Source organism: Vibrio tubiashii, from assembly GCF_028551255.1.
GTDB lineage: Bacteria > Pseudomonadota > Gammaproteobacteria > Enterobacterales > Vibrionaceae > Vibrio > Vibrio tubiashii_B.
This window is the reverse complement of record NZ_CP117030.1, coordinates 328,336-352,285: the sequence shown is the minus strand read 5'-3', so window position 1 is coordinate 352,285 and position 23,950 is coordinate 328,336. Positions and strand designations below refer to the sequence as shown.

The window sequence follows — 23,950 nt, the reverse complement described above, 5'->3', positions numbered from 1 at the left end:
GTGCTAATGAAAGTTCGCGCAATACTGTTGTTTTTCTTATTGTTACCCATTCAAGTTATGAGTGCAGAGATCGCGCTGTTTGTTCCGCGAACAGAGAGTGCTTCTTGGCAATCGCAGATAAGATTTGCCCAAGCGGCTGCTAATGACCTTGGCGTTACCTTACATGTCTATGATGCAGAGAACCAACCCGAGACTATGTTGAAGCAAGTCTCCCAAGCATGCGAGAAAGGCGTAGATGGTGTTCTGTTCATGAACTACGAACAGATAGGTGAAAAGCTGCTTACCATTACTGAGAAGTGCAAAATACCGAGTATTCTTTTCAACACAGGGTTTAACTCCCGCGATTTTCTCCCTCGAACCAAATATCGTTACTGGATTGGAGAAATTACTCCTAACGATATCAAAGCAGGTTCCGTTTTGGCCGAGCAACTGCTGCTAAAAGCCAATGGTCAGATCAACAAAGTAAAAATGCTGGTGCTCAATGGTAATCTCAAGGAGTTATCGGCAATCGAGAGAAACCAAGGGCTTTATCAATTAATACGGCACAACCCGAGCGTAACTGTTGTTGCAGAAAGTGACTCCAATATGAGTTGGGGGCGTGAAGAAGCGAAACGCCAATTTAAGCATTTTTACCAACGTCATCCTGAGATCAACATGGTATGGGCCGCCTCTGACACTATCGCATTAGGTGCCAGAGATGCCATGCGAGAGCTAGAGTTACCGCTAAATTCCATCTATATCGGAGGAGTGGATTGGCTACCGGTAGCACTTAGAGTAATTGAAGAGGGAGAGCCCTATATCTCGGTTGGTGGTCACTTTACCGAAGCGGCGTGGAGCATGATCTTGTTGAACGACTATCTTGATGGTCACGATTTTATTGCTGAATCCACCCAGTTTCGCTCCCCATTCTATTCCATCAATCATGCCAATGTAGCCATGTTTCAAAGCTTTATTGACGACAATTGGCAACGTATTGATTTTCAGGCGCTCTCTAAACAACATGAGAGCGATAAACTATATAACTTCAGCATCAAATTCCTACTTGATGGTTATTATCAAAACACCAAAGCACTCAAGTTGACCGATGATGAGGTAGAATGGTTAAGAGATCATAACGAACTAAGGTTAGCAATTGATATAGATTGGCCGCCGTTTGAGTATGTCGACGGTAGTGGAGAGTATCAGGGCATTGCTGCTGACTACATTAAGCTGATCGCTCAGCGCTTAGGGATAGAGCTTGTTCCTAGTACCAATATGAGTTGGTCTGAGGTTGTTGAAGCTTCAAAACAGCGAGCACTAGACATTTACCCTGCTCTTCCTGTCACGCAGGATCGTGAGCAATATCTGGACTTCACTCGCCCATACCTCAGTTTTCCACTCATGATTATCACCAATCAAGACATTCCTTATGTGCGCGATATTGAGGCTCTCAATGGTATGCAGGTTGCAGCGGTAGAAGGGTATAGTTCATACGAGCTACTTCGAGACAATCACCCACAAATCAAACTGTATGCCGCTGAACACGTGTCAGATGCTTTGCAATCCGTCGCATCAGGCAAAGTAGATGCATACGTAGGTAATATTGCAACCGCCAACTATGTTATGACACGCGAAGGATATAGCAACCTTAAAGTCTCAGGGCTCACACCGTATCGAATTGATCTTAGAATGGCAGTGCGAAGTGACTGGCCAATCCTCAACAGCATCTTGCAGAAGTCTTTGGACGCCCTCTCTGAAGAAGAGAAACAAACCATCTACTCCCGATGGGTAACGGTTAGATACGAACACGGAGTGGATTATAGTCTCGTGTGGAAAATCGCTCTTGTGTCGTTGTCGGTGTTGATTTTATTAAGTTACTGGACGAGTAAACTCTCCAAGTTAAATGACAAACTCAATAGCGAAATTACCGAGAGAAAGCAGATAGAACAGCAGCTGTTACATGAAAAAAACAAAATCGAGCAGCTATCGATTACTGACCCTTTAACAGGTCTATTTAACCGCCGTTACTATAATAAAAAGCTCCCTACAGAAATCCTACGAGCGCAGAGCATCCAAGACTGGCTAAGTTTTGTAATTATTGATGTCGATGACTTCAAGCAATACAACGACCATTACGGACATCTTAACGGTGACAAACAGCTCGTCGAGTTTGCTAATGCCCTGAAAAAACAGTGTCAGCAGAGTTCTGATTACTGCTTCCGTCTGGGCGGAGAGGAATTTGGCGTGCTGTTTACAGGGCGTTCTCCAGAAGAAGCCATATCGTTCGTCAACCTAATCAGACTGGAGATTGAATCGTTACAGTTAGAGCACCAGTTCAGCCGCGCTTCTGATGTTATTACGGCTTCGTTTGGAATAGTGACGACCAACAAACCTAAGTACACGATGGAACAACTTTATGAAACCGCTGATGCCGCTCTCTATGATGCCAAAGAGAGCGGCCGCAACAAGGTTGTTGCTAAAGAGCTAAAGTAGCGAACTTAAGCCTTTAGCCGATTAAAACTCGTTACTCAGGCTGTAAGTTTCATTTACCCCGCTTTCCTGTACAAAGTCCTCATCATGACTGACCAAGACAAATGCTCCACTGTACTGATTTAACGTCTGGGCGAGTAACTGCTTAGACTCCAGATCGAGGTGGTTATCTGGCTCATCCAACAGAAGTACCGGCTGCGTTGGCTGATGGCTGACCACCAGCATTGATAACTTCATTTTCTCACCACCACTTAGCTGCTTGACTGCGCGGAAAACCGAATCACGCCGAAAACCGATACCAGCTAACAAAGTTCGAGCCTCTGCTTCCACTAGTCCACGGCACATCTCCATCACCGTATCTAACAAAGTTTTGGTGTTATCTAACAAGCCAAAGTGTTGGTCTAAGTAAAATAACGGCGTATTGAGGTAACAGTCACCACTGAGCAAAGTACTTTTACCCCGCAAGATATTAAGTAAGGTAGACTTGCCTGACCCATTACCACCATGCAACCAAAGCTTGCTAGTTCCCGTTAGCTGCAAATGAATAGGCTCCTGGCAGCCATAAGGTAAGACACCATTGACTATCGAAACTAGCTGTCCTTTTCGGCCTCCATGACTCTCACCCATATAGAACTTTTGCGCTTTTAACTGCTCACTCCTCTTGTTCAAAGCGTGCTCTTTCTTATCAAGCAGCTCTCGACGACTGTTTTCGTTTTTCAGCTTGTTGGACATGGTTCGCTCAGCACTGTCTTTCATACCATCAAGCAAGATTTTAGGTTGGCTGCCACTTCTACGCGCTTTCATTCCTTTTGCTTGTCTTTGCTCGGCTTTCTCTTTGTTCTTCTGTGCTTGTCGCTCAAGCCTTTTTTGCTCCTTGTGGACACTGTCTAGTTGACGTTCAACCGCCGTTACTTCTAGCTCTTTTTGATTTCTATAGTCATCATAGTTACCGCCATATTGGGCTAACCCCAAGGTTGAAAGCTCCCAAATTTGCTCCATTTCTCGCAATAAAAAGCGATCATGGCTTATAAGCAATATATGACCTGTGAAGGCATTCATTTGCTCGCGAAGCCACTCGCGACCTTGTTTGTCTAAATGGTTGGATGGTTCGTCTAGCACTAGCAGCTGCGCTTCAGATTGAAACAGTTGCCACAACTGCAAGCGTGCGAGTTGCCCACCACTTAGCTCTGAACAGAGAAAGTCCGTGTTTCGCGGTAACTGCATCTCACCAAGCTGGGATTCGAGCTCTTGTTTCAAAGACCATTGCTCTCCGACAATTTCGAACAACTGTTCGTCGCAATCCCCTTGCTCAATTTTCGCCAAAGCGCGAAGAACACTCTCGATCCCAAGGTACTGCGCAACCGAGATATTGCCATCCAGTAGCTTTGAAGGTAATTGAGTGTAGGTTTTCACGCTCGCATTTAAAGCGACTTCACCCTGAGTGGGAGAAAGAGCCTTGGTTAGAATAGAGGCGAGAATCGATTTCCCCACCCCGTTACGTCCGACTAACCCGACTTTAGATTGCGTTAACGAACAAGAGATATCACTGAAAAGCACCTCGCCATTGTCGAAGTGGTAACTGATTTTATTGGCTTGTATAACTGGCATAAATTGCCTCCTGTTAGACAGGATTAGGCATTGCACGTAGCAAACAGATCGCAAACAAATGCGATAAAAAACAATCTTGTATAAGAGAAGTCATGCTCGATTGAGCACAGACGGAGCTACGCCGACTAACCCTGTGGAATCCTAATAACGATGTAAAACTGGATAACAGGTGTTAGTTATTCATATTGGCGTAATCTCCTAAAGAAGTGATGGCGGGAGTATAGGGTAATCTTTGTTCAAACTTCAAGCGCTAAAAAATAAAGAGATTATCAACCGCACACATAAGCTTGTTCATCTCTTTGTCTCGAATGCTATTAATCGACTTGCTCAACCGAAATACGTTTTTTGAACTCGAAGACCTTCTCTGCACACACATCAATGCAACGTCCGCAGCTCATACAGTCTTGGCTCATGACTCGTCGGTCACCTTCTTTTAGCGGTTGACGCAAAATCTCTGGCTCTGGGCAAACATTGTAGCAATCCATGCATTTGGTGCAGTCTTCACGACGCACTGCTGAAACACGAAGTAAGCTCTTTGAACCAATCACACCATAGGTTGCACCTAGCGGGCATAAGTGACCACACCAGCCGTGTTCAACAAGCAACAAGTCTAGCAAAAAGACCATAACAATCAGTATCCATCCGGCCCCCATTCCAAACACCAAGCCACGATGAAGGGTGGCAACCGGATCAATCCACGCCCAAAGCACGCTTCCCGAGATTGCACTGCCAATAAGTAGTACTGGGATCAACCAGTAACGAAGTTTAGATGACCAGCGGTAGCTCGCCTTTAAATTGAGCTTTCTTCTCAGCCAAGCGGCGAAGTCGGTAACGATATTAAGGGGGCAAACCCAGCCGCAAAAAGCACGCGGGCTCACTACAGCATAAAATACCACCACAATGGCGAAGCCAAGTAATGCGGTGAGCTCAGGCACGTGCCCTGCGGCGAGTGTCTGAAGAACAATTAATGGATCACTAAACGGAATGACATCAAACAGATTGCTAGACGATAGGTTGCCCTTTAGTACACCTAAGGTTGGCCCTGCCATAAACAAGGCAATAATGCTGAGCTGACATATACGACGCAACAGCAAAAAGCGATGAGCCTTCCACCAGCCAAGTTCTCGGATTGCGTCTTTTCCTGCATCTTTCGCTAGATTCTTAGCCATTAGAGCTTACCTCCTAGCGTTTCTAACGCTTCTACAGGTACTTCCGGCGCGCTATTTTCCAGTGACTTGGTTACCTCTTCCCACCCCAATTGGTAGTGAGCTCCCATCTTGCCTTTCGCGAGCTCTGTTGGAATGATCTTGATTGCGGCAACTTCGGTCACACAAGCCTGCTCACATTTTCCACAACCTGTACATTTGTCCGAATGAACCGTTGGAATGAGTTTGGCGTGATAGCCCGTTCGTTCATTGCGAATATGCTCAAGGGTTATTGCTTCATCGACCAGTGGGCAAACGCGGTAACAGACATCACAGCGCAAACCCTGCCAGTTAAGACAGCTTTCATGGTCAATCAAGACCGCGGTACCCATGCGAGCATCGTCGATATTGGTCAGGTTAGGGTCAAGCGCTCCGGTTGGACAAGCAGGCACGCAAGGGATGTCTTCACACATCTCGCATGGAATTTTGCGCGCATTAAAGTAAGGCGTTCCTGATTCAACAGAAGAGAGTAGCGTTGCCAACTTCAAGGTATCATAAGGGCAGGCTTGAACACATAAACCACAACGAGTACATGCGGCTTCAAATTCCCCTTTAGGCAGCGCTCCCGGTGGTCGAACCGGTACACCTTCACCGTTTCTTGCCTGACTTTGCGTCGACTGAAGTCCCAATACTGTCGCAGCGACTCCAACCCCAGCGGCCGTTCGAGCGGCATCGCGTAAGAACCGACGTCGACTCTCTGATAGCTTTGAATTAGACGAATTCATGACCCAATACCTCTCGCCTTCGCTTACAGTGTAAGGTGACTTACAACCTACTTAAGCATAGCAACCATAGTGAAATTGCGGTTATTTTTGCGAGCAATGAGATCGAGATACATACCTCTAAAGAGGTGTATCAAACTTCAATTGATGCTTATCAACAAACCGCAGTGATAAAGCGCCCATATTGAAAAATTGCAGGGAAACCACAGCTCACCTTATCCAACAAATATCTAAAGATTGAGTTTTTTGTCACACGAACTTTCCTTGCGACATATTATCCTTATAGAATGTGTGGCTATATTTTTGCTGCGGGGGTCTTATGATTGAAATCGTAATAGACGGAAAGTATCGAATTGTTGAGCAAGGCTCGACCCTTCTAGAAGCGGCCAAAGTGTGTGGAGTAGACATCCCCTCACTATGTGGCCTGAACAAATCTGACCAAAAAGTCCCTTGTGACTTATGTGTTGTCGAAGTCGAAAGTGGCGGAACAAAGCGTGCTTGTGAATTAGAAGTCTATTCTGGGCTTAATGTCATTACCCAATCAGAACAACTCAGCGCCCACCGTAAGCAAGCACTCAACCGGATCATGCAAGATCACTACGCCGATTGTGAAGCGCCATGCAAAACCGCTTGCCCTGCGGGTGTCGATATACAGTCTTATTTATATTTCATCGCACAAAACGAGCATCAAAAAGCGATTGAAGTGATCAAAAAAACGCTGCCAATGCCGCTTTCAATTGGTCGTGTTTGCCCTGCATTCTGTGAGAGTGAATGTCGCCGCTCACTGGTTGATGAGCCGATAGCCATTCGACAACTTAAACGTCACGCTGCTGATGCTGACCTTGCAGCGCAAGAATCTTATGTACCAGAGAAAAAACCAGCCAAAAACCTTTCGATTGCAATTGTCGGAAGTGGGCCGGGTGGCCTAACTGCGGGCTATTACTTGTCCAATGAAGGTTACGATGTCACGGTATTCGAGTCTATGCCTCAAGCTGGTGGCTGGCTTCGATATGGGATCCCCGAATACCGACTCCCTAAAGCGATTCTCGACAAAGAGATCGAGTTAATGTGCCGTAATGGCATGATGGTGAAAACGAATCAGAAACTGGGTGAGAATTTTAGCTTATCTCAATTAAGCGAAGATTATGACGCGGTGTGTCTTGCTGTCGGTGCGTCACTCGCTGTGGAGATGAACTATCCGGGCAGTGATTTAGATGGCTGCTACCTAGGTGTGGATTACCTCAAAGATTATGTCACTGAGCATCACTACACCACTGGCCAAAAGGTTGCAGTAATCGGCGGGGGCAACACAGCAATAGATTGCGCTCGAACTGCACGCCGAGCCGGAGCAGATACCACCCTGATTTATCGCCGTACTCGCGAAGAGATGCCCGCCGAAGACTACGAGATTGAAGAAGCCGAACAGGAAGGTGTGAAGTTCTTATTCTTGACCAATCCTGCCGAAAATATTGCCGACTCAAATGGTCGGGTCAGTTCAGTTCGGTTAGAGAAAATGGCGCTAGGTGCTCCAGATTCTTCAGGGCGTCGTCGACCACAAGCCACTGGTGAGTTCTTCACTGAAGCATTTGATACCGTGATTGCCGCGGTATCGCAAAAACCTGATTTGAGCTTTCTGGAGAACGATTCACTCTCTATCCCATTGACTCGTTGGAATACCGCGCAAACGGATGACGCCACCATGCACACCGGGACAGGCAATATATTCAGTATTGGTGATTTCAGGCGCGGCCCTGCTACCGCAGTAGAAGCCGTGGGAGATGGCCGCATCGCCGCGAAAGCGATTGACCTATACCTCAATGGCGACATGGCAGATATGCCTAAACCAGAGTTCAACTCGCGCAAAGAGAAGAAACTCTCTCAAGTTGATCCGCTTCACTTCGAACATATCGAGAAAGTCGCGCGAAGCATTATGCCCGAGCTCACTCCAGAGCAACGTGAGCAGAGCTTTGCCGAAGTCGAGTTAGGTTTCGATAACGATGACGCCATTCAAGAAGCACTGCGCTGCCTTGAATGTGGCTGCCAAGCCAACACCCAATGTGATCTACGTGACTACTCAACAGAATATGGTGCCGAGCAGCCTTTCAAAGTTTCGCTAGAGGTGAAATCTCATCAAGATTGGTTAACGCTGCGCAGTAAAGATCCTAGACACAAGTTCAGCGTTGACCGCAGTTCGCAGTTTATCGAGTTCGATGCTAACCGCTGTATCAGCTGCGGTCAGTGTATTCAGGCATGTAGCGAACAAGCCGTTCACGGCATTCTCAATTTTGTTCACGATGAGAAAGGACGCCCTGCCCTTCGCCCCGATGATAGACCGCACTTTGGCTCAGCGAGAAATGGTCGTTTACTCATGGGGGACTCCAACTGCGTACAATGCGGAGCGTGTGTGCAAGCCTGCCCGACAGGCGCCATGGTCGATAGCCGAGATCGCTCTCAAGGTCGCCGCGAACAACTTAAACAAGTCGATACCATTTGTACTTATTGCGGGGTTGGCTGCAAGCTCACCATGTATGTCGACGAGGCGAGCAATAAAATCCGCTTCGTTAAAGGGGCAGAATCTCCCGTTAACCAAGGCATGCTGTGCGTCAAAGGCCGTTTTGGTTTCGACTTTATCAATGATGACTCAAGGCTAACCACACCACTCATCCGTAAAGATGGCTGGTTACAACCCGCCACTTGGCAAGAGGCCATCGATTTAGTCGCCAAGAAGTTCTCTGCGATTAAGCAAGACTTCGGCGGCAATGCGTTGGCAGGTTTCTCGTCAGCAAAAACCACCAACGAAGATAACTATGCATTCCAAAAGTTTATCCGTCGTGAGCTTGGCACTAACAACGTCGATCACTGCGCGCGCTTATGTCATGCCTCTAGCGTTACCGGTCTTGAAGCCTCGTTAGGCAGTGGCGCAATGACCAACGACATCCCAAGCATCAAACATTCGGATGTTATCTTTATTATTGGCTCAGACACCACGTCTGCGCACCCGATTATCGCTTCGCATATCAAGCAGGCAATACGTCATCATGGCGCTCGACTGATCGTCGCCGATCCAAAGCGGATTGATATGGTCGACCATGCTGAGCTGTATCTCGCTCATAGACCGGGGACAGATGTCATGCTGTTAAACGGCGTGATGCAACAGATCATTAAAAACGGTTGGTACGATCAAGAGTACATAGAAGAGCGTGTGGATGGCTTCGATACCCTACTTCAGGAAGTGATGTCCCCTGCTTACGCCTTAGATAAAGTTGAGTTAGTCACTGGCGTCAGCGCTGAAGACATCTTTGCGATGGCGCGCACCATAGGCACCGCCAAACGCACCGCCGTTTACTACTCTATGGGCATTACCCAACATACAACGGGGCACGACAACGTTCGCTCAATCGCCAACTTGCAGCTTTTGTGCGGCAACATTGGTATTGAAGGTGGCGGCATCAACCCATTACGCGGTCAATCTAATGTTCAAGGGGCCTGTGATATGGGTGCACTACCAAACAACTACCCTGGCTATCAAAAGGTGTATAACCCAATGATCCGCCAAAAGTTCTCAATTGAGTGGAACGCACCTGACCTGCCAGCAGAACCCGGGTTAACACTCACCGAGATCATTGATGGCGCATGCCAACGTGATGTGCGCGGCTTGTACATTATGGGTGAGAACCCAGTATTGAGTGACCCGAACCAAGCCCATGTAATTGAAGGGTTAGAAACGCTCGACTTCTTAGTGGTGCAGGACATCTTCTTAACTGAGACAGCCCAATACGCAGACGTGGTTTTACCTTCATGCTCATTTGCCGAGAAATCTGGTCACTTCACCAATACAGAACGTCGCGTGCAGCGAGTCAACGCCGCAGTCAACGCTCCGGGAGAAGCTAAAGAGGACTGGTGGATCATCCAACAAATCGCCAATGCAATGGGTAGTGACTGGCACTATCAAAATGTCGCTGACATAACAGCGGAAATTACCCGCGTCACGCCACAATATGCTGGCCTCAAGTGGGATAACATTACGCCAGAAGGTGTCCAGTGGCCGAGCAACAAGAACAACCCGAACGGCACACGCATCATGCACCAAACCCAATTCACTCGCGGTAAAGGACAAATGGTTGGAGTTCCATTCCGCTACGCAGCCGAACTGCCTGATGAAGAGTTCCCGCTCGTGCTTACCACAGGCCGAGTGTTAGAACAGTTCCACACCGGAACCATGACTCGTAAAACCAAAGGGCTCGACAAGCTCGCTGGGCCAAGAGCGATGATCAGTGTACAAGACGCAGAAGCACTAGGGATTTCAAATGGTCAGAGATTGAAAGTCTCGACCCGAAGAGGAGAGATCGAGATCGATGCGTTTGTGACCAAACGAATACAGAAAGGGGTCATTTTTATTCCTTTTCACTTCGTCGAGTCGCCAGTAAACAGACTCACCACCACAGCCACCGATCCACACGCTAAGATCCCAGAGTTTAAGGTCGCAGCTGTAAGAGTTGAGTGCTTAAACACTCAAAGTATTCGTGCATAATTCGTTCTACTGTTAACAATTAATAGCTAGCCCAAATGGCTAGCTATTACCAAAATAAGAAGTAATGTTGTAGTTTAAGAACTATGTTCATACTTATTTCATAAACTTACTTGTTTTTACTACTAAATAGTGGCTTGCATTTGTCATAAAATAGTTCGCTCGCCCTTTGATAGCCTCTATCATGAGAGAGAATTTTATCAGAGGTAAAAACTTTCGAACATAACTCCAGTCTACGTTCATTTATTTCCTTTTTGCCTTCATAATTACTTCTAATCTTCGAACCCAGAGAGTAATTTAAGAACAATGCACAAGAAAAAGAGATCACTAATATGGGGATTGCGGCATTTTTGTTTTCTTTGATCCCAAAAATATAAGCGACCGTACCAGCCAAAAAAGTGAGAGCTGCTGGAATCAAATCTCCTACAACACCCAATCTACTTATACCACCAGAAAAGCCAGTTAAACCACCAAGTAAACTGACACAGAGCATAGTTAAATATAAGTTCTTATACTTCGTTTTATCGTTCCTCGAAAAAATGAATATCGAATAGATAATCGTCGAGCATACTATTGATATAACACTAAAATTTAGTGTTGTTCTGAGCATAGATACGTAGGTTTCAAAGCCGTATAAAACAGTCATCACTCCCCTCTCTTTTCAAATGCACTATAAGTTTGATAATTTTCCTCTTTGAGAAAGCTGCTGTTAAAAGGATGGTACCCATAACGAAGTTGGCTGAAATCCATACTAGCTTCTAGCTGAGTTTTGTTAGAATAATCAAATAGTGAAGCATGTTCTGGTCTACCTAAGACAGAAAATCCGAATGGGTGATAAGAAGGCATCCATGTAGGGTCACTAGGATTACATCCACAATCATCATCCCAAATAAAAGCTATTATGTTGTCTGATTTAGTAACGTCGACCTGCAGTCTTTTAACAGGCATCCATGTAGGATCACCTGTGCAGTCGCAGATTTCAGTAAGAGCTATCTCTCGAAAAGATTGATAACCACTTAGTTCACCATAATGAGCACGAACGTTGTTACCTTGAGACAAATCGAAATTATTGCCGTTCAAGCAAGCACTCACATTACAAGCAAAAGTGGGTAACAACATATTCAAGACAATAGCTGATGTTTTCATTTTGCATTCCTTGGCTAGGTGAAGTTCACTTCCAAGTCCATAACTTTACCAAAGGGCAATTGTTAACACAATATTAACAAAATTGTCTTTGTATTTGTAATTCAGCTCATTTCTCCGCAGCGCTAGCGTCAAATAAAGTATTGAGTTGCAAGATGTACATCTCTCGTATTTAAGGAAATCACTACTTTTGCACTGTTTTCATTGGCAAATAAACACTGAATTAAATCGTAGGTTAAGTTAGGTAGCGTTTAGCCGACTCCATCAGTTTTTGGAAAGACGGACACTCTAGATGAGACGGTTGAGGGCAGTTCGCAACGTGGTTAAGGTTGTCGCGTACTATTGCCAGCCTCTTGATTTGCTCATCAATTTCTTCCACTTTTTGAGTAAGCAAATTTCGGTTAATAGCCAATTCATCGTCGACATCGAACATGGATGCGATCTCTTCTAGCGATAACCCCGCAGCCCGACCCAATGAAATAATATTTAATTTATTCAAAATATTAGGTGAGTATTGTCGACGTAAGCCATTTCTTCCAATCGAACGAATCAGCCCAATCTTTTCATAATACCTGAGCGTGGACGGCGCCAAACCTGACTCTTTAGAAACGACTGCAATATCCATAAATATTCCCATTGACTTAAAGTTAACTTCAAGTTGTAACAGGTTAAAAACGAATTACAACAGGGAAAACGAAATGGCAGTATCAATTTGGCTACAAGCGATTTGGGTTGGTATCGGCGCGACAGTGATCATGGATATTTGGGCTTTAATTCAGAAGCGAGTGCTTGGCATTCCGCCTCTTGATTACGCGTTAGTCGCACGTTGGGTATGTTTGATACCCAACGGACAATGGGTTCATCGTCCGATTATGGCGACTCCATCCGTCAAGGGAGAAAAGCTGTTGGGTTGGGCTCTACATTATTTGACTGGTATCGTTTTTGCGTTGGTCCACATACTTATTTTAGGCGAAACATGGCTGATGAATCCAAGTATCGTACCTGCGCTTATGACAGGCATAGTGACACTAGCGTTTCCATTCTTGATCATCCAACCTTGCTTAGGATTTGGTATTGCCGCAACCAAAACTCCCTCGCCGTGGAAAGCACGAGGGTTAAGTTTGTTAGCGCATAGCTTCTATGGTTTTGGCCTGTATCTAACAGCGCTTTTAACGCTATAGGGACGTTAAGCTTGACTAACCCGCTTGAGAATCAACGCAGTACCCATACCACCACCGATACACAGAGAGGCGAGACCGAGTTGAGTTTTAGAGCGGATCATTTCATAGATCAGCGTAGTGACAATTCGACCACCTGATGCACCGATTGGATGCCCAAGGGCTATCGCACCGCCATTGACGTTGGTTTTATCTTCAAACCAATCGTAAGGCACTTGATGCTCCTCAGACAGCCCTTTCATCACTCCAATGGCTTGCGCAGCAAAGGCTTCGTTGAGCTCTAACCTTTGAATATCACTCAGCTCAAGTTCTGCTCGTTGCAATGCCTGTTTTACCGCGGGGATTGGGCCTAGTCCCATCACATCAGGCTCAACACCACCTTGTCCTGTTGCGACTACCTCAACCAGAGGAACCAGCCCATGCTGCTGAACCGCTTGCTCACTGACAACAATCAAGGCTACCGCACCATCATTTAAGCCAGAGGCATTTCCCGCAGTTACGCTCCCTTGCTTATCGAATGCCGCTCGAAGCCCAGACAAGCTTTCTATGGTAGTACCGAATCTCGGATGCTCATCGAGATTTACAGCGCTTTCACCTTTGCGTGATTTAATCACGACAGGAACGATCTCTTCTTCAAAGTAACCAGACTTGATTGCTTGCTCGGCTCTTGATTGGCTACGAAGGGCAAATGCGTCTTGCTCCTCACGGTTTATCTCATAGTGCTTGGCAATATTTTCAGCAGTAATACCCATATGAAAACCGCCAAAAGCATCCGTTAAGCCATCTTTGAGCATGGTATCAACCATGGAGATATCGCCCATTTTATTGCCTTGGCGACATTTCCCATCCATCACAAATGGAGCATTACTCATACTTTCGGTGCCCGCAGCAACCACAAGGTTTGCGTCACCGCTTCGTACCGAGTTTATGGCGTTGAGTATCGATTTCATGCCACTGCCGCAGATCATGTTCAAGGTATACGCAGGGGTTGAGACCGGTATCTCTGCGTTAATAGCGGCTTGCCGACCCACACCCTGCCCTAGACCTGCACCAAGCACATTACCCACCACTACTTCATCAATCATGGTCGGGTCAAGTTCGGCTTGGGCAAGCGCACTCTTAATGGTTAAGCTCGCCAATTCAACGGCAGATTGGGAGCTCAGCCCACCAAGGAAGCTGCCAATCGGAGTTCGCTTGGCAGCAACAATATAGACTTTCTCGGTCATCTTAGAGTACCAACCCACCATCTATTTTCAGCACTTGCCCAGTGATAAAGCTTGATTTGTCACTGGCTAAAAACTCGACGCCATTGGTGATATCTTCGGTTGTCCCCATACGGCCAAGTGGTGTTTTGCCTTTCATCATATCGAGAACTTTCTCTGGCAAATCAGCGGTCATAGGCGTTTCGATAAAGCCAGGTGCTACACAGTTGGCGCGAACTTGAGCCCCTTTGCGAGCAAATTCTTTCGCCCACCCTTTTGTCATGGCTATAACTCCACCTTTTGTGGCCGCATAGTTGGTTTGTCCAATGTTGCCGTCGGTCCCAACTACTGAAGACATAGTCACAATCGAGCCATAGTTGTTTTCCATCATTAACGGAGCGATGGCTTGAGTCAGGTTGAATACGCCTTTTAGGTTAACGTCCAACACAAAGTCCCACTCTTGCTCTGTCATTTTGTCGATCAGTGCGTCTCGGGTCACGCCTGCGTTATTCACTAACACATCTACGCGCGCGTATTGCTGTTTAATTGACTCCACCAGCTCGGCAATCGCTTGTCGGTCACAGATATTCACCGTAACAGCTTCCACATTCTCTATATCAGAAAATGCCGCGGATAATCCGTCCGAATTCATATCTAAGGCATATACCTTTTCTGCTCCGTTTTGAGCGAATCTCTCAGTGATTGCTCGACCTATTCCTTGCGCTGCGCCTGTTACCAGACAAATTTTGTTCTCAAACATGTCTTAATCCTTATGGGCAAATGAAAAACTGACGAGTAAAACCAATCAATTGCAAACGCACTTAGCCTACCAATTTATCGGTGTCTGCGTCGATTGGAAGTCGATGAACGATTGAACCGCTATTCATCTTTACTAATTTTGAGTCGAAACTGCGTGTCAAAGATTGCAGTATCCATAAATTTTAATGACGAACTGACGACAGGAGCGAAATCCATGTGCTGCAAGATGTCTCGCTCTAAATCCATACCCGGAGCTATTTCTATTAGCTCTAATCCATTCTCCGTTAAGCGAAACACCGCTCTTTCGGTGATGTACAGTACAGGCTTGTTGCTCATAACGGCTTGCTTAGCACTAAACGTGATTTGTTCTACTTGGTTAATGAGCTTTTTCTGTCGACCTTCCTGAATAATAGTCAAAGCTTGGTGATTTACCTCAACTTGTAAACCTTGTGCGGTAAAAGTGCCACAAAAGTAGACCTTCTTCGCGTTCTGCGTGATATTGATGAAACCACCGCAACCTGCAATTTTGTTTCCAAAACGAGAGACATTAATATTGCCGCTTTGGTCACATTGAGCTAAGCCAAGAAAGGCTTGATCGACACCGCCACCATCATAGAAATCGAACATCTGATCTTGGCTGATAATGGCTTGTGGTAAACGAGAGGCACCAAAATCCAATCCGCTTTGCGGCGTTCCCCCCACAGCGCCCGGCTCAACCGTTAAGGTGAAATGCTCCAAAACCCCCGCTTGCTGCGCGACTTGTGCGATATATTCAGGAGCACCAATCCCTAAGTTTAAAATCGAGTTAGCTTCTAACTCCATCGCGGCGCGACGGGCAATAATGGTTTTCGCATCGAGCTTAGGAGGCTGGTTAGAATCAGAAGGTGTTGCGTACTCTTGAGGAGTTGGGATTCCCACAAACTCAGGGTTCATCATGGTGGCGAAGGTTTGCATATGCTCAGCCTCGTCTTGGCACACAACCACAGCGTCAACAAAAATCCCAGGGATTTTCACCGCATGTGGATCGAGCGTTCCGGCTTCGACGACACGTTTCACCTGAACGATCACTTTACCCCCGTTGTTCTTTGCTGCTTGCGCCGCCGCTAAGCTTTCAACAATTAGGCACTCATCTTCCATCGTGATGTTGCCGTTCTCATCGGCTGTGGTACCTCGCAATATGGAAACATTGACGGGCAGTTTGTGATAGAAAAGGTGTTCTCCTCCGAGCAGATCAATCACTTCTACCCATTCTTGTGTGGTTGCTGAGTTGATCTTTCCCCCTTCGATTCTCGGATCAACAAACGTACCTAACCCGACTTTGCTCATCGTGCCCGGCTTACCTGCTGCGGTGTCACGCAATAGGTGAGAGATAATACCTTGAGGAAGGTTGTAGCCTTGAATCAGGTTGTCGACCGCTAACTGTTGTAGCTTAGGGACTAAACCCCAGTGCCCACCAATGGCTTGTTTCACTAGACCTTGTTTCGCAAGATGATTAACGGCGCGACCTCGCCCATCGCCCTGCCCTGCGGCAAAAATCAGAGTAAGGTCTTTCGGTTGCTGAGTGTGAGTAAAACGCTCACCGATGGCTCTTTCAATGGCTTCAGGCACCACACTGCCAATGAAGCCCCCGAGTAATACTGAATCACCGTCATTAATCCATTGCGCTGCCTGTTCTGGCGTAAGCTTTGCGACCACTTCAACCTTCCTTGTTGTCTCTGCCCGAGTTTGTTTCTACCAAATCAGCTTAGTTCCTGTCGGCGCTGTTGTTAATTGCACAAATAGAGATTGTGAATTTCATATTAGGAATAGTTTTTAGCGAGGGGAGTAAGCGGCACAGATCTCTTCGACCCTCTGATAGAGGTACTGTTTAAAGCCGAGGCAACGTTCTGGCATTGGCGTTCTTGGGCGGAAAAACAGGTCGATATCAAAACTCGCGCACTGGTAATCTTGCATGATGTGTTGCAGCTCGCCGTCTTGAATCTGCTTGCTCACCAAGGAATGAGGTAGATAAGCAATCCCAGCATTTTCTAGGGCAAGATCAAGCAGCATTTCGCTGTTGTCACACTCTAGTGTGTCTTGAATGGTGGCTATCTCCGTTTCTCCATCACGCTCAAAACACCATCGGTTACCACCAACCAAGGTTCGCGCATACAAGCAACGATGCTGACCAAGCTCATTGGGATTTTCTGGTATGCCATGATGAGCAAGGTAGTGGGGAGAGGCGCATAAATATAAAGGCTCACGCAGCAGCCGCTTACGCACAAGTAACAAATCTTGTTCTGGCTCACCGTCGTAACTGGCACTGGCACGAAACGCAAAGTCGATACTGAGTGGATCAAACTCTCCTGCCTCAATAAAGATCTTAAAGTTCACCTGAGGGTGCATTTCAATATACTCGGCGACAATCTTGGTCAAATATTGACGTGCAAATAAGGGGGTGGAAGAGAGCTTTATCTCCCCACGCTGCTCTTCAGCTAGATTTTGTACCTCTTCACACAAGCTATGAATATCGGGTAACAGCGGGGAAAAGCGCTCATAAAGTAATTGACCTGCTTGAGTGGCGATCAACTGCCGTGTACTGCGTTTAATTAGCTCGACAGACATCGCTTCTTCAAGCTCTTTAACCCACCGACTGCCCGCCGCAGGAGAAATCCCTTGTTGAATGGACGCCTCACGAAAAGAGCCGAATCGAATCACGGCACAAAAAAAGACGATCTTATCCAGAATAGGCTGTCGGCTTGAAAGCAGATTCGTTGTCATTCACTCACCAACCCTTTTTGCAGAGCGAGTTTGACTAACGCGGCTGTTGAGGTAGCGCCCAGCTTCTTTTTGATTCTGAGTCGATGCGTTTCTACCGTACGAACACTGATATGAAGTGAGTCGGCAATATCCTTATTACACGCACCATTAACAATCGCTTTTAGCACATCTGATTCGCGGTTAGTCAGCGTATCGTCTTTTGGCTCTGGCTTGTCGTTTATCTGCTCAAGTAAACGGTCTGATGCCTGAGGACACAAATAAGAACGCCCTTGCGCCACTTGATTGATTGCCATGACCAACTCTTCAGAACCCACATCTTTGAGCACGTACCCTTTCGCTCCTGCTTTGACAGAGCGAACGACATAGTCTCGGCTATCGTGCATCGACAACATAATCACTGCCGTGCGTGATTGGCTTTTTTCGAGCTTCTCTAAGACTTCAATCCCATTGAGGCCCGGCATATTGATATCGAGCAACAACACATCGGGCTTAAGTGACAGCGTGGTGTCCAGTGCATCAATACCTGTTCCCACACAAGCGAGAATATCTAGGTTGTCTTCCCTTTCAAGTCGCGACTTTAGCCCGTCCTGCATCAAACGATGATCGTCGGCTAATACAAGTCTAATCATACAAACTCCATGTTTAAGCTCACTCGTACTTCTGTACCTTGTCCCTGCTCACTGGTAACTGCAAATGTGCCACCAATCGCCTGAATCCTTTCCTTCATATTCTGCAATCCCATATGTTCAAATATAGGTTGTTTGCGCTTTCCTGATTTTAGTTTCTTGGCCGGAATACCGACTCCGTCGTCACTGACGGTTAAAATCAACATTCTGCCTTCTCTTTGCATAATCACATCAACGCCTTGTGCATTGGCGTGTTTTTCGACGTTATGCAGTGCCTCTTGCACAACCCGATACAAGGTCGTTTCTACTTCTGGTAAAAACTCTTCTCCATCTATATCGTGTTCAAACACGAGCTCTAACTGAGTACGCTCCCTTAGCTCGTTTATATAGGCTTCAATCCCCGCCACCAACCCTAAGTCATCCAGTTGCGGTGGGCGTAAATCGCGCGAAATTCTTCTTAATTCGACAATCGCCTGCTCCATCGCGTTTTTACTCGCATCGAGCTCGAGTTCTTTTTTCTCTTCATTCGCTTCTTGGGAAACATTGTCTAAACGGTATTTAGCGGCGACCAACAACTGGTTGACGCCATCATGCAACTCTCGCGATACGCGGCGACGTTCATTCTCTTGCGAATCGATAATCTGTTGGTTCAATACGCTTAACTGTTGATTCGCTAATCGGCGAACATTGAGATTGAGTGAAGCGCCCAAAGCAGCAATTACAGACACGGCAACAAACACCAAACCAAACAAGGCGGTACTGGTTTTGCCAACATTCTGGTCAAAGCCGTTTTGCATATGCTCGACTTGTCGCTCAATATCGTCGAGATAAACCCCTGTGCCCACCATCCACTGCCATTTATCAAGCGAGACCGCATAGCTCAGCTTGGGTAGTGGTTCTTTCTTCGATGGCTTGTGCCATAAGTAATCGACAAAACCGCCACCGTTTTTTCCCGCTTCGATGAGCTCTTGCAGCAGTTTTTTGCCTTGAACATCTTCGACGTTCCACCAGTTCTTACCTATTCTATCTGTTTGATATGGCAACACGAGTGCATCACCCTCCCAGGTATAGGCAAAGAAATAACCATCACTGCCATATGTGAGGCTGCTCAACTTTTCGGCAACAATTTGCTTGGCTAGCTCCTCAGTTAACGAGTCATCTAGGTAGTAAGGCTCGATACTTTTGACTGCCATTTCTACGTACTGTTTTAATTCTTGCTTCTTGACCGCAAGGACATTATTTCGGGTCAAGGCAACCTGCTCTTCAACTAATTGTTTTGCTTGACTAAATAGGATGCTAGCAACAATCACTACCACGATAATTAATGGAACTATCGATAGTAGAATGATGTTGAGTGTGAGCCTTCTGTTACTTACAAATCCCATTTCGCTATCCATGCTTGTACGTAGTTTTACTGAAACTTTATTCGGAAAATTGCACTTAATACCGACTAAATTTGCGCAATTCTCCCAATAGAGAGCAATAAATCCCCTCTCTAAACTTAAGCCCAAATGTAACATTGCATTAACACAAATTACTACGCGATGTTCACATTTCTCAATATTGACAAGGAACTCAGCTTAACAAGGAGACACCCCCATGAACCTTAAGAAAGTTGCCATCGCTACTGCACTCACTCTTGCAGCTTCAGGTCTTTCTATCAGCGCTCAAGCCGCAGATAAAAAGGTACTACTGAAAACCCCAATCGCTTTTGGTAGCCACTTACCTGCTCTCGGTACACCGATTCAATGGTACGCCGATCACATCACCAAAACCTCGGGCGGTACGATCAAAATGAAGATCTATGAGCCAGGTAAATTGGTCAATCCAGCTGAGATCTTAGACGCGGTCTCTACAGGTAAGGTCAACTCAGGCTATTCAACCGCTGGTTACTGGCAAGGTAAGCTTCCTGCGTCTGCGCTTTTCTCAGCAGTACCATTTGGCCCAGAAGCGGGTGAATACATGGCGTGGCTGTTCTTCGGCAACGGGCTAAAGCTCTATCAAGAGATGTATGACCAAGGTGGCTACAACGTAAAAGTAATGCCTTGTGCGATCATTTCCCCGGAAACATCGGGTTGGTTCCGTAAACCTATCGAGAAGCCAGAGGATCTAAAAGGCCTTAACATGCGCTTCTTCGGCCTTGGCGCATCGGTGATGGAAAAACTTGGCGTTGGTACGGTTCAACTACCCGGTGGTGAGATCTTCGGCGCTCTAGAGAAGGGGGCGATTGATGCTTCAGAATTCTCTCAGCCAGCCATCGACCAACGTTTAGGCTTCCACAAAGTGGCTAAGTACAACTACTTCCCGGGCTGGCACCAACAATCGACCGTATTCGAGCTGCTGATCAACAAAGATACGTGGAACAAGATGAGTGACACTCAACAAGCCGCGGTTGAAACCACTTGTATGGCAACCATGACCTACTCGATTGCAGAAGGTGAAGCACTGCAATTTGCTGCGATGGAAAAAGCTAAGGAAAACGGCGTAGAGATTCGTTACTGGAACAAGGAAATGCTCAGCCTGTTTAAGAATACTTGGCTAGAAGTGGTTGATGAGAAAAAAGCCGCCGACCCATTCTTCGATAAAGTCTGGAGTGACCTAAGCACCTTCCGTGAAGGATACGCGCTGTGGGCAGCAAACGGCTTCTTACCTCGTGAAACCCAAAGCCAATAAGCTTGCGTAAATTGGACTTAAAGGTCGACGTGAAAACGTCGGCCATGGTTGTAAGGAGTAACCAATGAGCAAAGTGTTGTATTCAACCCCGACGGTCCCTATGTACTGCCACATTGAACGCTTAATCACCACCGCAAGTAAGGCCTTGGCTTGGACGAACCTAGCCCTAGTTGCAGTGATCATCATTCAGGTAGTGCTGAGAAAAGTCTTCTCCAATGGCCAAATCGCGCTTGAAGAGTTGCAATGGCACCTGTACGCAACGGCGGTAATGTTTGGTACCGCTTACGCGCAAATATCCAACCTACATGTACGCGTCGATCTGTTTTATCACAAGTTCTCGGAGCGTAAAAAAGCACTCGTCGATCTGTTTGGACTAACCCTGCTAGCGATACCTTTTGTCGTGATTGTGATTCTTCACTCTTATGATTTCGCTTATGAGTCTTGGCGCGTAAATGAAAGTTCTGCATCCCCATCCGGACTGCCTTATCGCTGGCTTATCAAAAGCGTTATCCCACTAAGTTTTACGATGTTACTGCTGTCGATGCTGGCGAGAATTCTGCGCAATTTAGAAACTTTGTTTGGCGGCGAACAATCAAAAGGAGCAAATCATGGAAGCGAATGAATGGATTGTGATCGCCATGTTTGGCTCGTTTATCCTGTTACTGTTTACCGGCATTCCAGTTGCGTACGTACTTGGTGGTATTGGCGTTGTGTTTGCGGCAGTAGGGTATTTCGCGGATATCTATCTCGATACTTTTACTGGCCTCGATTACACCAGTTTGGGTTTGGTGGTTAACCGTATCTACAAGATCATGGACAACTGGATCTTGGTTGCCCTGCCTATGTTTATCTTCATGGGTAACATGCTCGATAAATCAGGCATCGCGGAAAAGCTCATGGCTTCAATGCAGGCTCTGTTTGGTAAGGTACACGGTGGCTTAGCCATTACTGTAATGGCAATTGGTATCATCTTAGCGGCTTCTACTGGGATCATCGGTGCTTCTGTGGTGTTGTTAACCGTGATGTCACTGCCAAGCATGATGCGTCAGGGCTATCACCTACCTCTTGCTCTTGGCACCGTCGCATCAGCAGGGACACTGGGTATTTTACTTCCCCCATCCATTATGCTCGTGATCATGGCGGATCAGCTTGGTCTCTCGGTCGGTGACTTGTTTATGGGAGCCATCATGCCGGGCTTACTACTGGGTAGTTTGTACATCATCTACATTCTGGTTGTAGGTAAGATGAATCCGGACAAAGCGCCTGTGCCAGAAGATGTTGAACCCGTCGATTGGAGCTTGATTCTGCAAGTATTCAAAGACATCACGCCAACCGTCATGCTGATTTTCTGTGTACTGGGCTCTATATTCGCTGGAGTGGCTACGCCAACTGAAGCGTCTGGCATTGGAGCAATGGGCGCGACTATGCTCGCGGCTTACAATAAGAAGCTTAACCTCAAAGTACTGAAAGAGGTACTACTGTCATCTTACGGCACCACGGCCTACATTTTTATGATCTTCTTAGGCGCTTCTTGTTTTGCTTTAGTGCTGCGAGAGCTAGGTGGGGATGAACTCATTGAATCATTCTTAAGCGGCTTACCGTTTGGTCCTTATGGAATTATCGCTTTCATCTTGATGATCGTCTTCCTGCTTGGCTTCTTCCTTGATTGGATTGAAATCACCTTGATTGCGCTGCCGCTACTCGCGCCCGTCATCGCAAGCCTAGGAATTGAACTGGATGGTCACGGTGTGGTGGATAACCCAAGCTTGGTTTGGTTCGTGATGCTGGTTGCTATGGCACTGCAAACGAGCTTCCTAACCCCGCCGGTTGGCTTTGCGTTGTTCTACTTAAAAGGGGTTTGCCCAGAGGGTGTCGCACTAAAAGATATCTACCGCGGCGTTATTCCGTTTATCGCTATTCAGTTGGTCGCACTTATCTGTTTGGTTGTTTGGCCGCAGTTAGTACTTTGGTTCCCGAGTATTGCCTACGGTTAATCTTGATCGCAAAGTATAGTGTTCCAAAAGCCAACTCATTTGTTTGAGTTGGCTTTTTATCTAAGGCGTGAGCTGAGAATAATCGGAACACTTGGTCGTAATACACTTCCCTATTTAATCTGCGACAACTTAAGATAGGAGTGAAGCTCGCCATTCTTGTGTTCCACCGCAGAATGAATATTGATCTCTGCGTTACCGACAATGCTAAAACTGTAGGTGTTATCCCCTTTGTAAATCTCTACCGAGACAAGCCCCTCTTTCAGTGTCCATTTCCCTGTGGTGTGAAAACGGTCAAACAATCGATACTCGTCTAAAGTACCATCACAGTGAAAAATGACTTCGGTAATGTAGCCGCCAGTACAGGTCTTAATCCAATGATTGCCCACAACATCATCAAATGTAAGTTCACGCTTACCTTCAAGCCAGTGTCGATACTCTCTACTCTGCATTTGCGTTGGGGTTGAGGCTTCTTTGTTCATCAAGGCTTGCTGCTCAGCTTCCCGATTAAAGAGTTGCAATAAAACCTTATCTTTATCCATTTCTATACCGTTAGTTCTAGTCGATTACCATCTGGGTCAAACACACAGCTTTCGTAGTAGCCATCGCCAGTATGCCTTGGGCCGTCAACTCTCTCATATCCATCCGCGACTAAGCGAGCCGTTAACTCATCGACAGCCTGTTCACTACCCAATGAAATCGCAAAATGAATCAAGCCAGTAAACTGTTCATACAAATCATCTTTTGATTCTGGAACGCCTACCATCTCCATAAGCTCTAGTCGGCAGCCGCTATCAAAGGAAAGAAAGTACGAAGAGAACTTCTTGCTTGGGTTATGGTACTTTTCGTTGGCCGTCGCATCAAAATACTTAATGTAAAACTCTTTAAGTACTTCAAGTTGTTTTGTCCAAATTGCGATATGTTCGATTTTCATCACTTTGCCTCTTTAGTCTCGATAAACATCAGATTAAAGACGAACGAGGTTGCAAAAAAGAGATGGGATTAAGCAGTCAGTTTTCCTATTTGTTTGACCGAGCACACCACTTTTTACTGTCTTATATACGTTAACTTTTATTCTCAATCGCA

The 23,950-nt window shown here is 46.3% G+C and carries 20 protein-coding genes; 6 read left to right on the top strand and 14 right to left on the bottom strand.

Annotated elements, in window-relative coordinates:
• Positions 1–6: 6 nt before the first annotated feature.
• Positions 7–2,472, top strand: a complete 2,466-nt coding sequence (locus LYZ37_RS16910; RefSeq protein WP_272788034.1) for a diguanylate cyclase — start codon at positions 7–9, stop codon at positions 2,470–2,472.
• Positions 2,473–2,493: 21 nt separating this feature from the next.
• Here the strand turns inward: LYZ37_RS16910 and LYZ37_RS16905 are convergent, their stop codons facing one another.
• From LYZ37_RS16905 to napG, 3 genes are all read right to left on the bottom strand, one after another.
• A complete protein-coding gene (locus tag LYZ37_RS16905; protein WP_272788033.1) occupies positions 2,494–4,077 on the bottom strand; it encodes an ATP-binding cassette domain-containing protein in 1,584 nt (527 codons plus the stop codon).
• A 314-nt stretch (positions 4,078–4,391) separates the two neighbouring features.
• A complete protein-coding gene (gene napH, locus LYZ37_RS16900; protein ID WP_272788032.1) occupies positions 4,392–5,246 on the bottom strand; it encodes a quinol dehydrogenase ferredoxin subunit NapH in 855 nt (284 codons plus the stop codon).
• Positions 5,246–6,007, bottom strand: a complete 762-nt coding sequence (gene napG / locus LYZ37_RS16895; protein ID WP_272788031.1) for a ferredoxin-type protein NapG — start codon at positions 6,005–6,007, stop codon at positions 5,246–5,248. Before napG ends, napH begins: the two co-directional genes overlap by 1 nt.
• A 316-nt stretch (positions 6,008–6,323) precedes the next feature.
• Between napG and fdhF the strand changes: the two genes are divergently transcribed.
• Positions 6,324–10,535 (top strand): formate dehydrogenase subunit alpha, encoded by a 4,212-nt coding sequence (gene fdhF, locus LYZ37_RS16890; protein WP_272788030.1) that lies wholly within the window; start codon positions 6,324–6,326, stop codon positions 10,533–10,535.
• 106 nt (positions 10,536–10,641) lie between these two features.
• On the opposite strand, the gene LYZ37_RS16885 is transcribed toward fdhF, so the two are convergent.
• The 3 genes from LYZ37_RS16885 to LYZ37_RS16875 form a co-directional block, all read right to left on the bottom strand.
• A complete protein-coding gene (locus LYZ37_RS16885; protein WP_272788029.1) occupies positions 10,642–11,181 on the bottom strand; it encodes a hypothetical protein in 540 nt (179 codons plus the stop codon).
• Positions 11,178–11,678 (bottom strand): hypothetical protein, encoded by a 501-nt coding sequence (locus tag LYZ37_RS16880; protein ID WP_272788028.1) that lies wholly within the window; start codon positions 11,676–11,678, stop codon positions 11,178–11,180. Before LYZ37_RS16880 ends, LYZ37_RS16885 begins: the two co-directional genes overlap by 4 nt.
• A 232-nt stretch (positions 11,679–11,910) precedes the next feature.
• Entirely contained in the window at positions 11,911–12,300 is a 390-nt protein-coding gene (locus LYZ37_RS16875; RefSeq protein ID WP_272788027.1) for a helix-turn-helix domain-containing protein, read from the bottom strand.
• A 73-nt stretch (positions 12,301–12,373) separates the two neighbouring features.
• Here LYZ37_RS16875 and LYZ37_RS16870 point away from each other — a divergent pair, with 73 nt between their 5' ends.
• Positions 12,374–12,856, top strand: a complete 483-nt coding sequence (locus LYZ37_RS16870; protein ID WP_272788026.1) for a DUF2938 domain-containing protein — start codon at positions 12,374–12,376, stop codon at positions 12,854–12,856.
• A gap of 5 nt (positions 12,857–12,861) precedes the next feature.
• Here LYZ37_RS16870 and LYZ37_RS16865 read toward each other — a convergent pair whose 3' ends face one another.
• The 6 genes from LYZ37_RS16865 to LYZ37_RS16840 form a co-directional block, all read right to left on the bottom strand.
• Entirely contained in the window at positions 12,862–14,079 is a 1,218-nt protein-coding gene (locus LYZ37_RS16865; RefSeq protein ID WP_272788025.1) for an acetyl-CoA C-acetyltransferase, read from the bottom strand.
• Position 14,080: 1 nt separating this feature from the next.
• Positions 14,081–14,815 (bottom strand): beta-ketoacyl-ACP reductase, encoded by a 735-nt coding sequence (locus tag LYZ37_RS16860; protein ID WP_272788024.1) that lies wholly within the window; start codon positions 14,813–14,815, stop codon positions 14,081–14,083.
• A 119-nt stretch (positions 14,816–14,934) separates the two neighbouring features.
• Positions 14,935–16,509 carry an acyl CoA:acetate/3-ketoacid CoA transferase gene (locus LYZ37_RS16855; protein ID WP_272788023.1) on the bottom strand — a complete coding sequence of 525 codons (1,575 nt, stop codon included), beginning with the start codon at positions 16,507–16,509 and terminating at the stop codon, positions 14,935–14,937.
• A gap of 117 nt (positions 16,510–16,626) precedes the next feature.
• Positions 16,627–17,574 carry a LysR family transcriptional regulator gene (locus LYZ37_RS16850; protein ID WP_272788022.1) on the bottom strand — a complete coding sequence of 316 codons (948 nt, stop codon included), beginning with the start codon at positions 17,572–17,574 and terminating at the stop codon, positions 16,627–16,629.
• A complete protein-coding gene (locus tag LYZ37_RS16845; protein ID WP_171320644.1) occupies positions 17,571–18,203 on the bottom strand; it encodes a response regulator in 633 nt (210 codons plus the stop codon). Before LYZ37_RS16845 ends, LYZ37_RS16850 begins: the two co-directional genes overlap by 4 nt.
• Complete coding sequence (locus LYZ37_RS16840) at positions 18,200–19,585, bottom strand: cache domain-containing protein (RefSeq protein WP_171320643.1); 1,386 nt, start codon at positions 19,583–19,585, stop codon at positions 18,200–18,202. Before LYZ37_RS16840 ends, LYZ37_RS16845 begins: the two co-directional genes overlap by 4 nt.
• 214 nt (positions 19,586–19,799) lie before the next feature.
• On the opposite strand from LYZ37_RS16840, the gene LYZ37_RS16835 reads away from it, so the two are divergent.
• From LYZ37_RS16835 to LYZ37_RS16825, 3 genes are all read left to right on the top strand, one after another.
• Positions 19,800–20,873, top strand: coding sequence for a TRAP transporter substrate-binding protein (locus tag LYZ37_RS16835; protein WP_272788021.1), 1,074 nt, complete (start codon positions 19,800–19,802; stop codon positions 20,871–20,873).
• 64 nt (positions 20,874–20,937) lie between these two features.
• Positions 20,938–21,495 (top strand): TRAP transporter small permease subunit, encoded by a 558-nt coding sequence (locus tag LYZ37_RS16830; protein WP_054961033.1) that lies wholly within the window; start codon positions 20,938–20,940, stop codon positions 21,493–21,495.
• On the top strand, positions 21,482–22,867 hold the full coding sequence (locus LYZ37_RS16825) for a TRAP transporter large permease (protein ID WP_272788020.1): 1,386 nt from the start codon (positions 21,482–21,484) through the stop codon (positions 22,865–22,867). Before LYZ37_RS16830 ends, LYZ37_RS16825 begins: the two co-directional genes overlap by 14 nt.
• Before the next feature lie 110 nt (positions 22,868–22,977).
• Here LYZ37_RS16825 and LYZ37_RS16820 read toward each other — a convergent pair whose 3' ends face one another.
• On the bottom strand, positions 22,978–23,406 hold the full coding sequence (locus LYZ37_RS16820) for a hypothetical protein (RefSeq protein ID WP_272788019.1): 429 nt from the start codon (positions 23,404–23,406) through the stop codon (positions 22,978–22,980).
• 2 nt (positions 23,407–23,408) lie between these two features.
• Positions 23,409–23,798, bottom strand: a complete 390-nt coding sequence (locus LYZ37_RS16815; RefSeq protein ID WP_272788018.1) for a VOC family protein — start codon at positions 23,796–23,798, stop codon at positions 23,409–23,411.
• Positions 23,799–23,950: the final 152 nt, after the last annotated feature.

Bases quoted from the DNA above. Each gene is read 5' to 3' on its own strand.
- napG (WP_272788031.1), bottom strand. From the start codon at position 6,007: ATGAATTCGTCTAATTCAAAGCTATCAGAGAGTCGACGTCGGTTCTTA.
- LYZ37_RS16830 (WP_054961033.1), top strand. From the start codon at position 20,938: ATGAGCAAAGTGTTGTATTCAACCCCGACGGTCCCTATGTACTGCCAC.
- LYZ37_RS16860 (WP_272788024.1), bottom strand. From the start codon at position 14,815: ATGTTTGAGAACAAAATTTGTCTGGTAACAGGCGCAGCGCAAGGAATA.
- LYZ37_RS16845 (WP_171320644.1), bottom strand. From the start codon at position 18,203: ATGATTAGACTTGTATTAGCCGACGATCATCGTTTGATGCAGGACGGG.
- LYZ37_RS16815 (WP_272788018.1), bottom strand. From the start codon at position 23,798: ATGAAAATCGAACATATCGCAATTTGGACAAAACAACTTGAAGTACTT.
- LYZ37_RS16880 (WP_272788028.1), bottom strand. From the start codon at position 11,678: ATGAAAACATCAGCTATTGTCTTGAATATGTTGTTACCCACTTTTGCT.
- LYZ37_RS16835 (WP_272788021.1), top strand. From the start codon at position 19,800: ATGAACCTTAAGAAAGTTGCCATCGCTACTGCACTCACTCTTGCAGCT.
- LYZ37_RS16825 (WP_272788020.1), top strand. From the start codon at position 21,482: ATGGAAGCGAATGAATGGATTGTGATCGCCATGTTTGGCTCGTTTATC.
- LYZ37_RS16865 (WP_272788025.1), bottom strand. From the start codon at position 14,079: ATGACCGAGAAAGTCTATATTGTTGCTGCCAAGCGAACTCCGATTGGC.
- LYZ37_RS16870 (WP_272788026.1), top strand. From the start codon at position 12,374: ATGGCAGTATCAATTTGGCTACAAGCGATTTGGGTTGGTATCGGCGCG.
- LYZ37_RS16820 (WP_272788019.1), bottom strand. From the start codon at position 23,406: ATGGATAAAGATAAGGTTTTATTGCAACTCTTTAATCGGGAAGCTGAG.
- LYZ37_RS16905 (WP_272788033.1), bottom strand. From the start codon at position 4,077: ATGCCAGTTATACAAGCCAATAAAATCAGTTACCACTTCGACAATGGC.
- napH (WP_272788032.1), bottom strand. From the start codon at position 5,246: ATGGCTAAGAATCTAGCGAAAGATGCAGGAAAAGACGCAATCCGAGAA.
- LYZ37_RS16840 (WP_171320643.1), bottom strand. From the start codon at position 19,585: ATGGGATTTGTAAGTAACAGAAGGCTCACACTCAACATCATTCTACTA.
- fdhF (WP_272788030.1), top strand. From the start codon at position 6,324: ATGATTGAAATCGTAATAGACGGAAAGTATCGAATTGTTGAGCAAGGC.
- LYZ37_RS16910 (WP_272788034.1), top strand. From the start codon at position 7: ATGAAAGTTCGCGCAATACTGTTGTTTTTCTTATTGTTACCCATTCAA.
- LYZ37_RS16850 (WP_272788022.1), bottom strand. From the start codon at position 17,574: ATGACAACGAATCTGCTTTCAAGCCGACAGCCTATTCTGGATAAGATC.
- LYZ37_RS16875 (WP_272788027.1), bottom strand. From the start codon at position 12,300: ATGGATATTGCAGTCGTTTCTAAAGAGTCAGGTTTGGCGCCGTCCACG.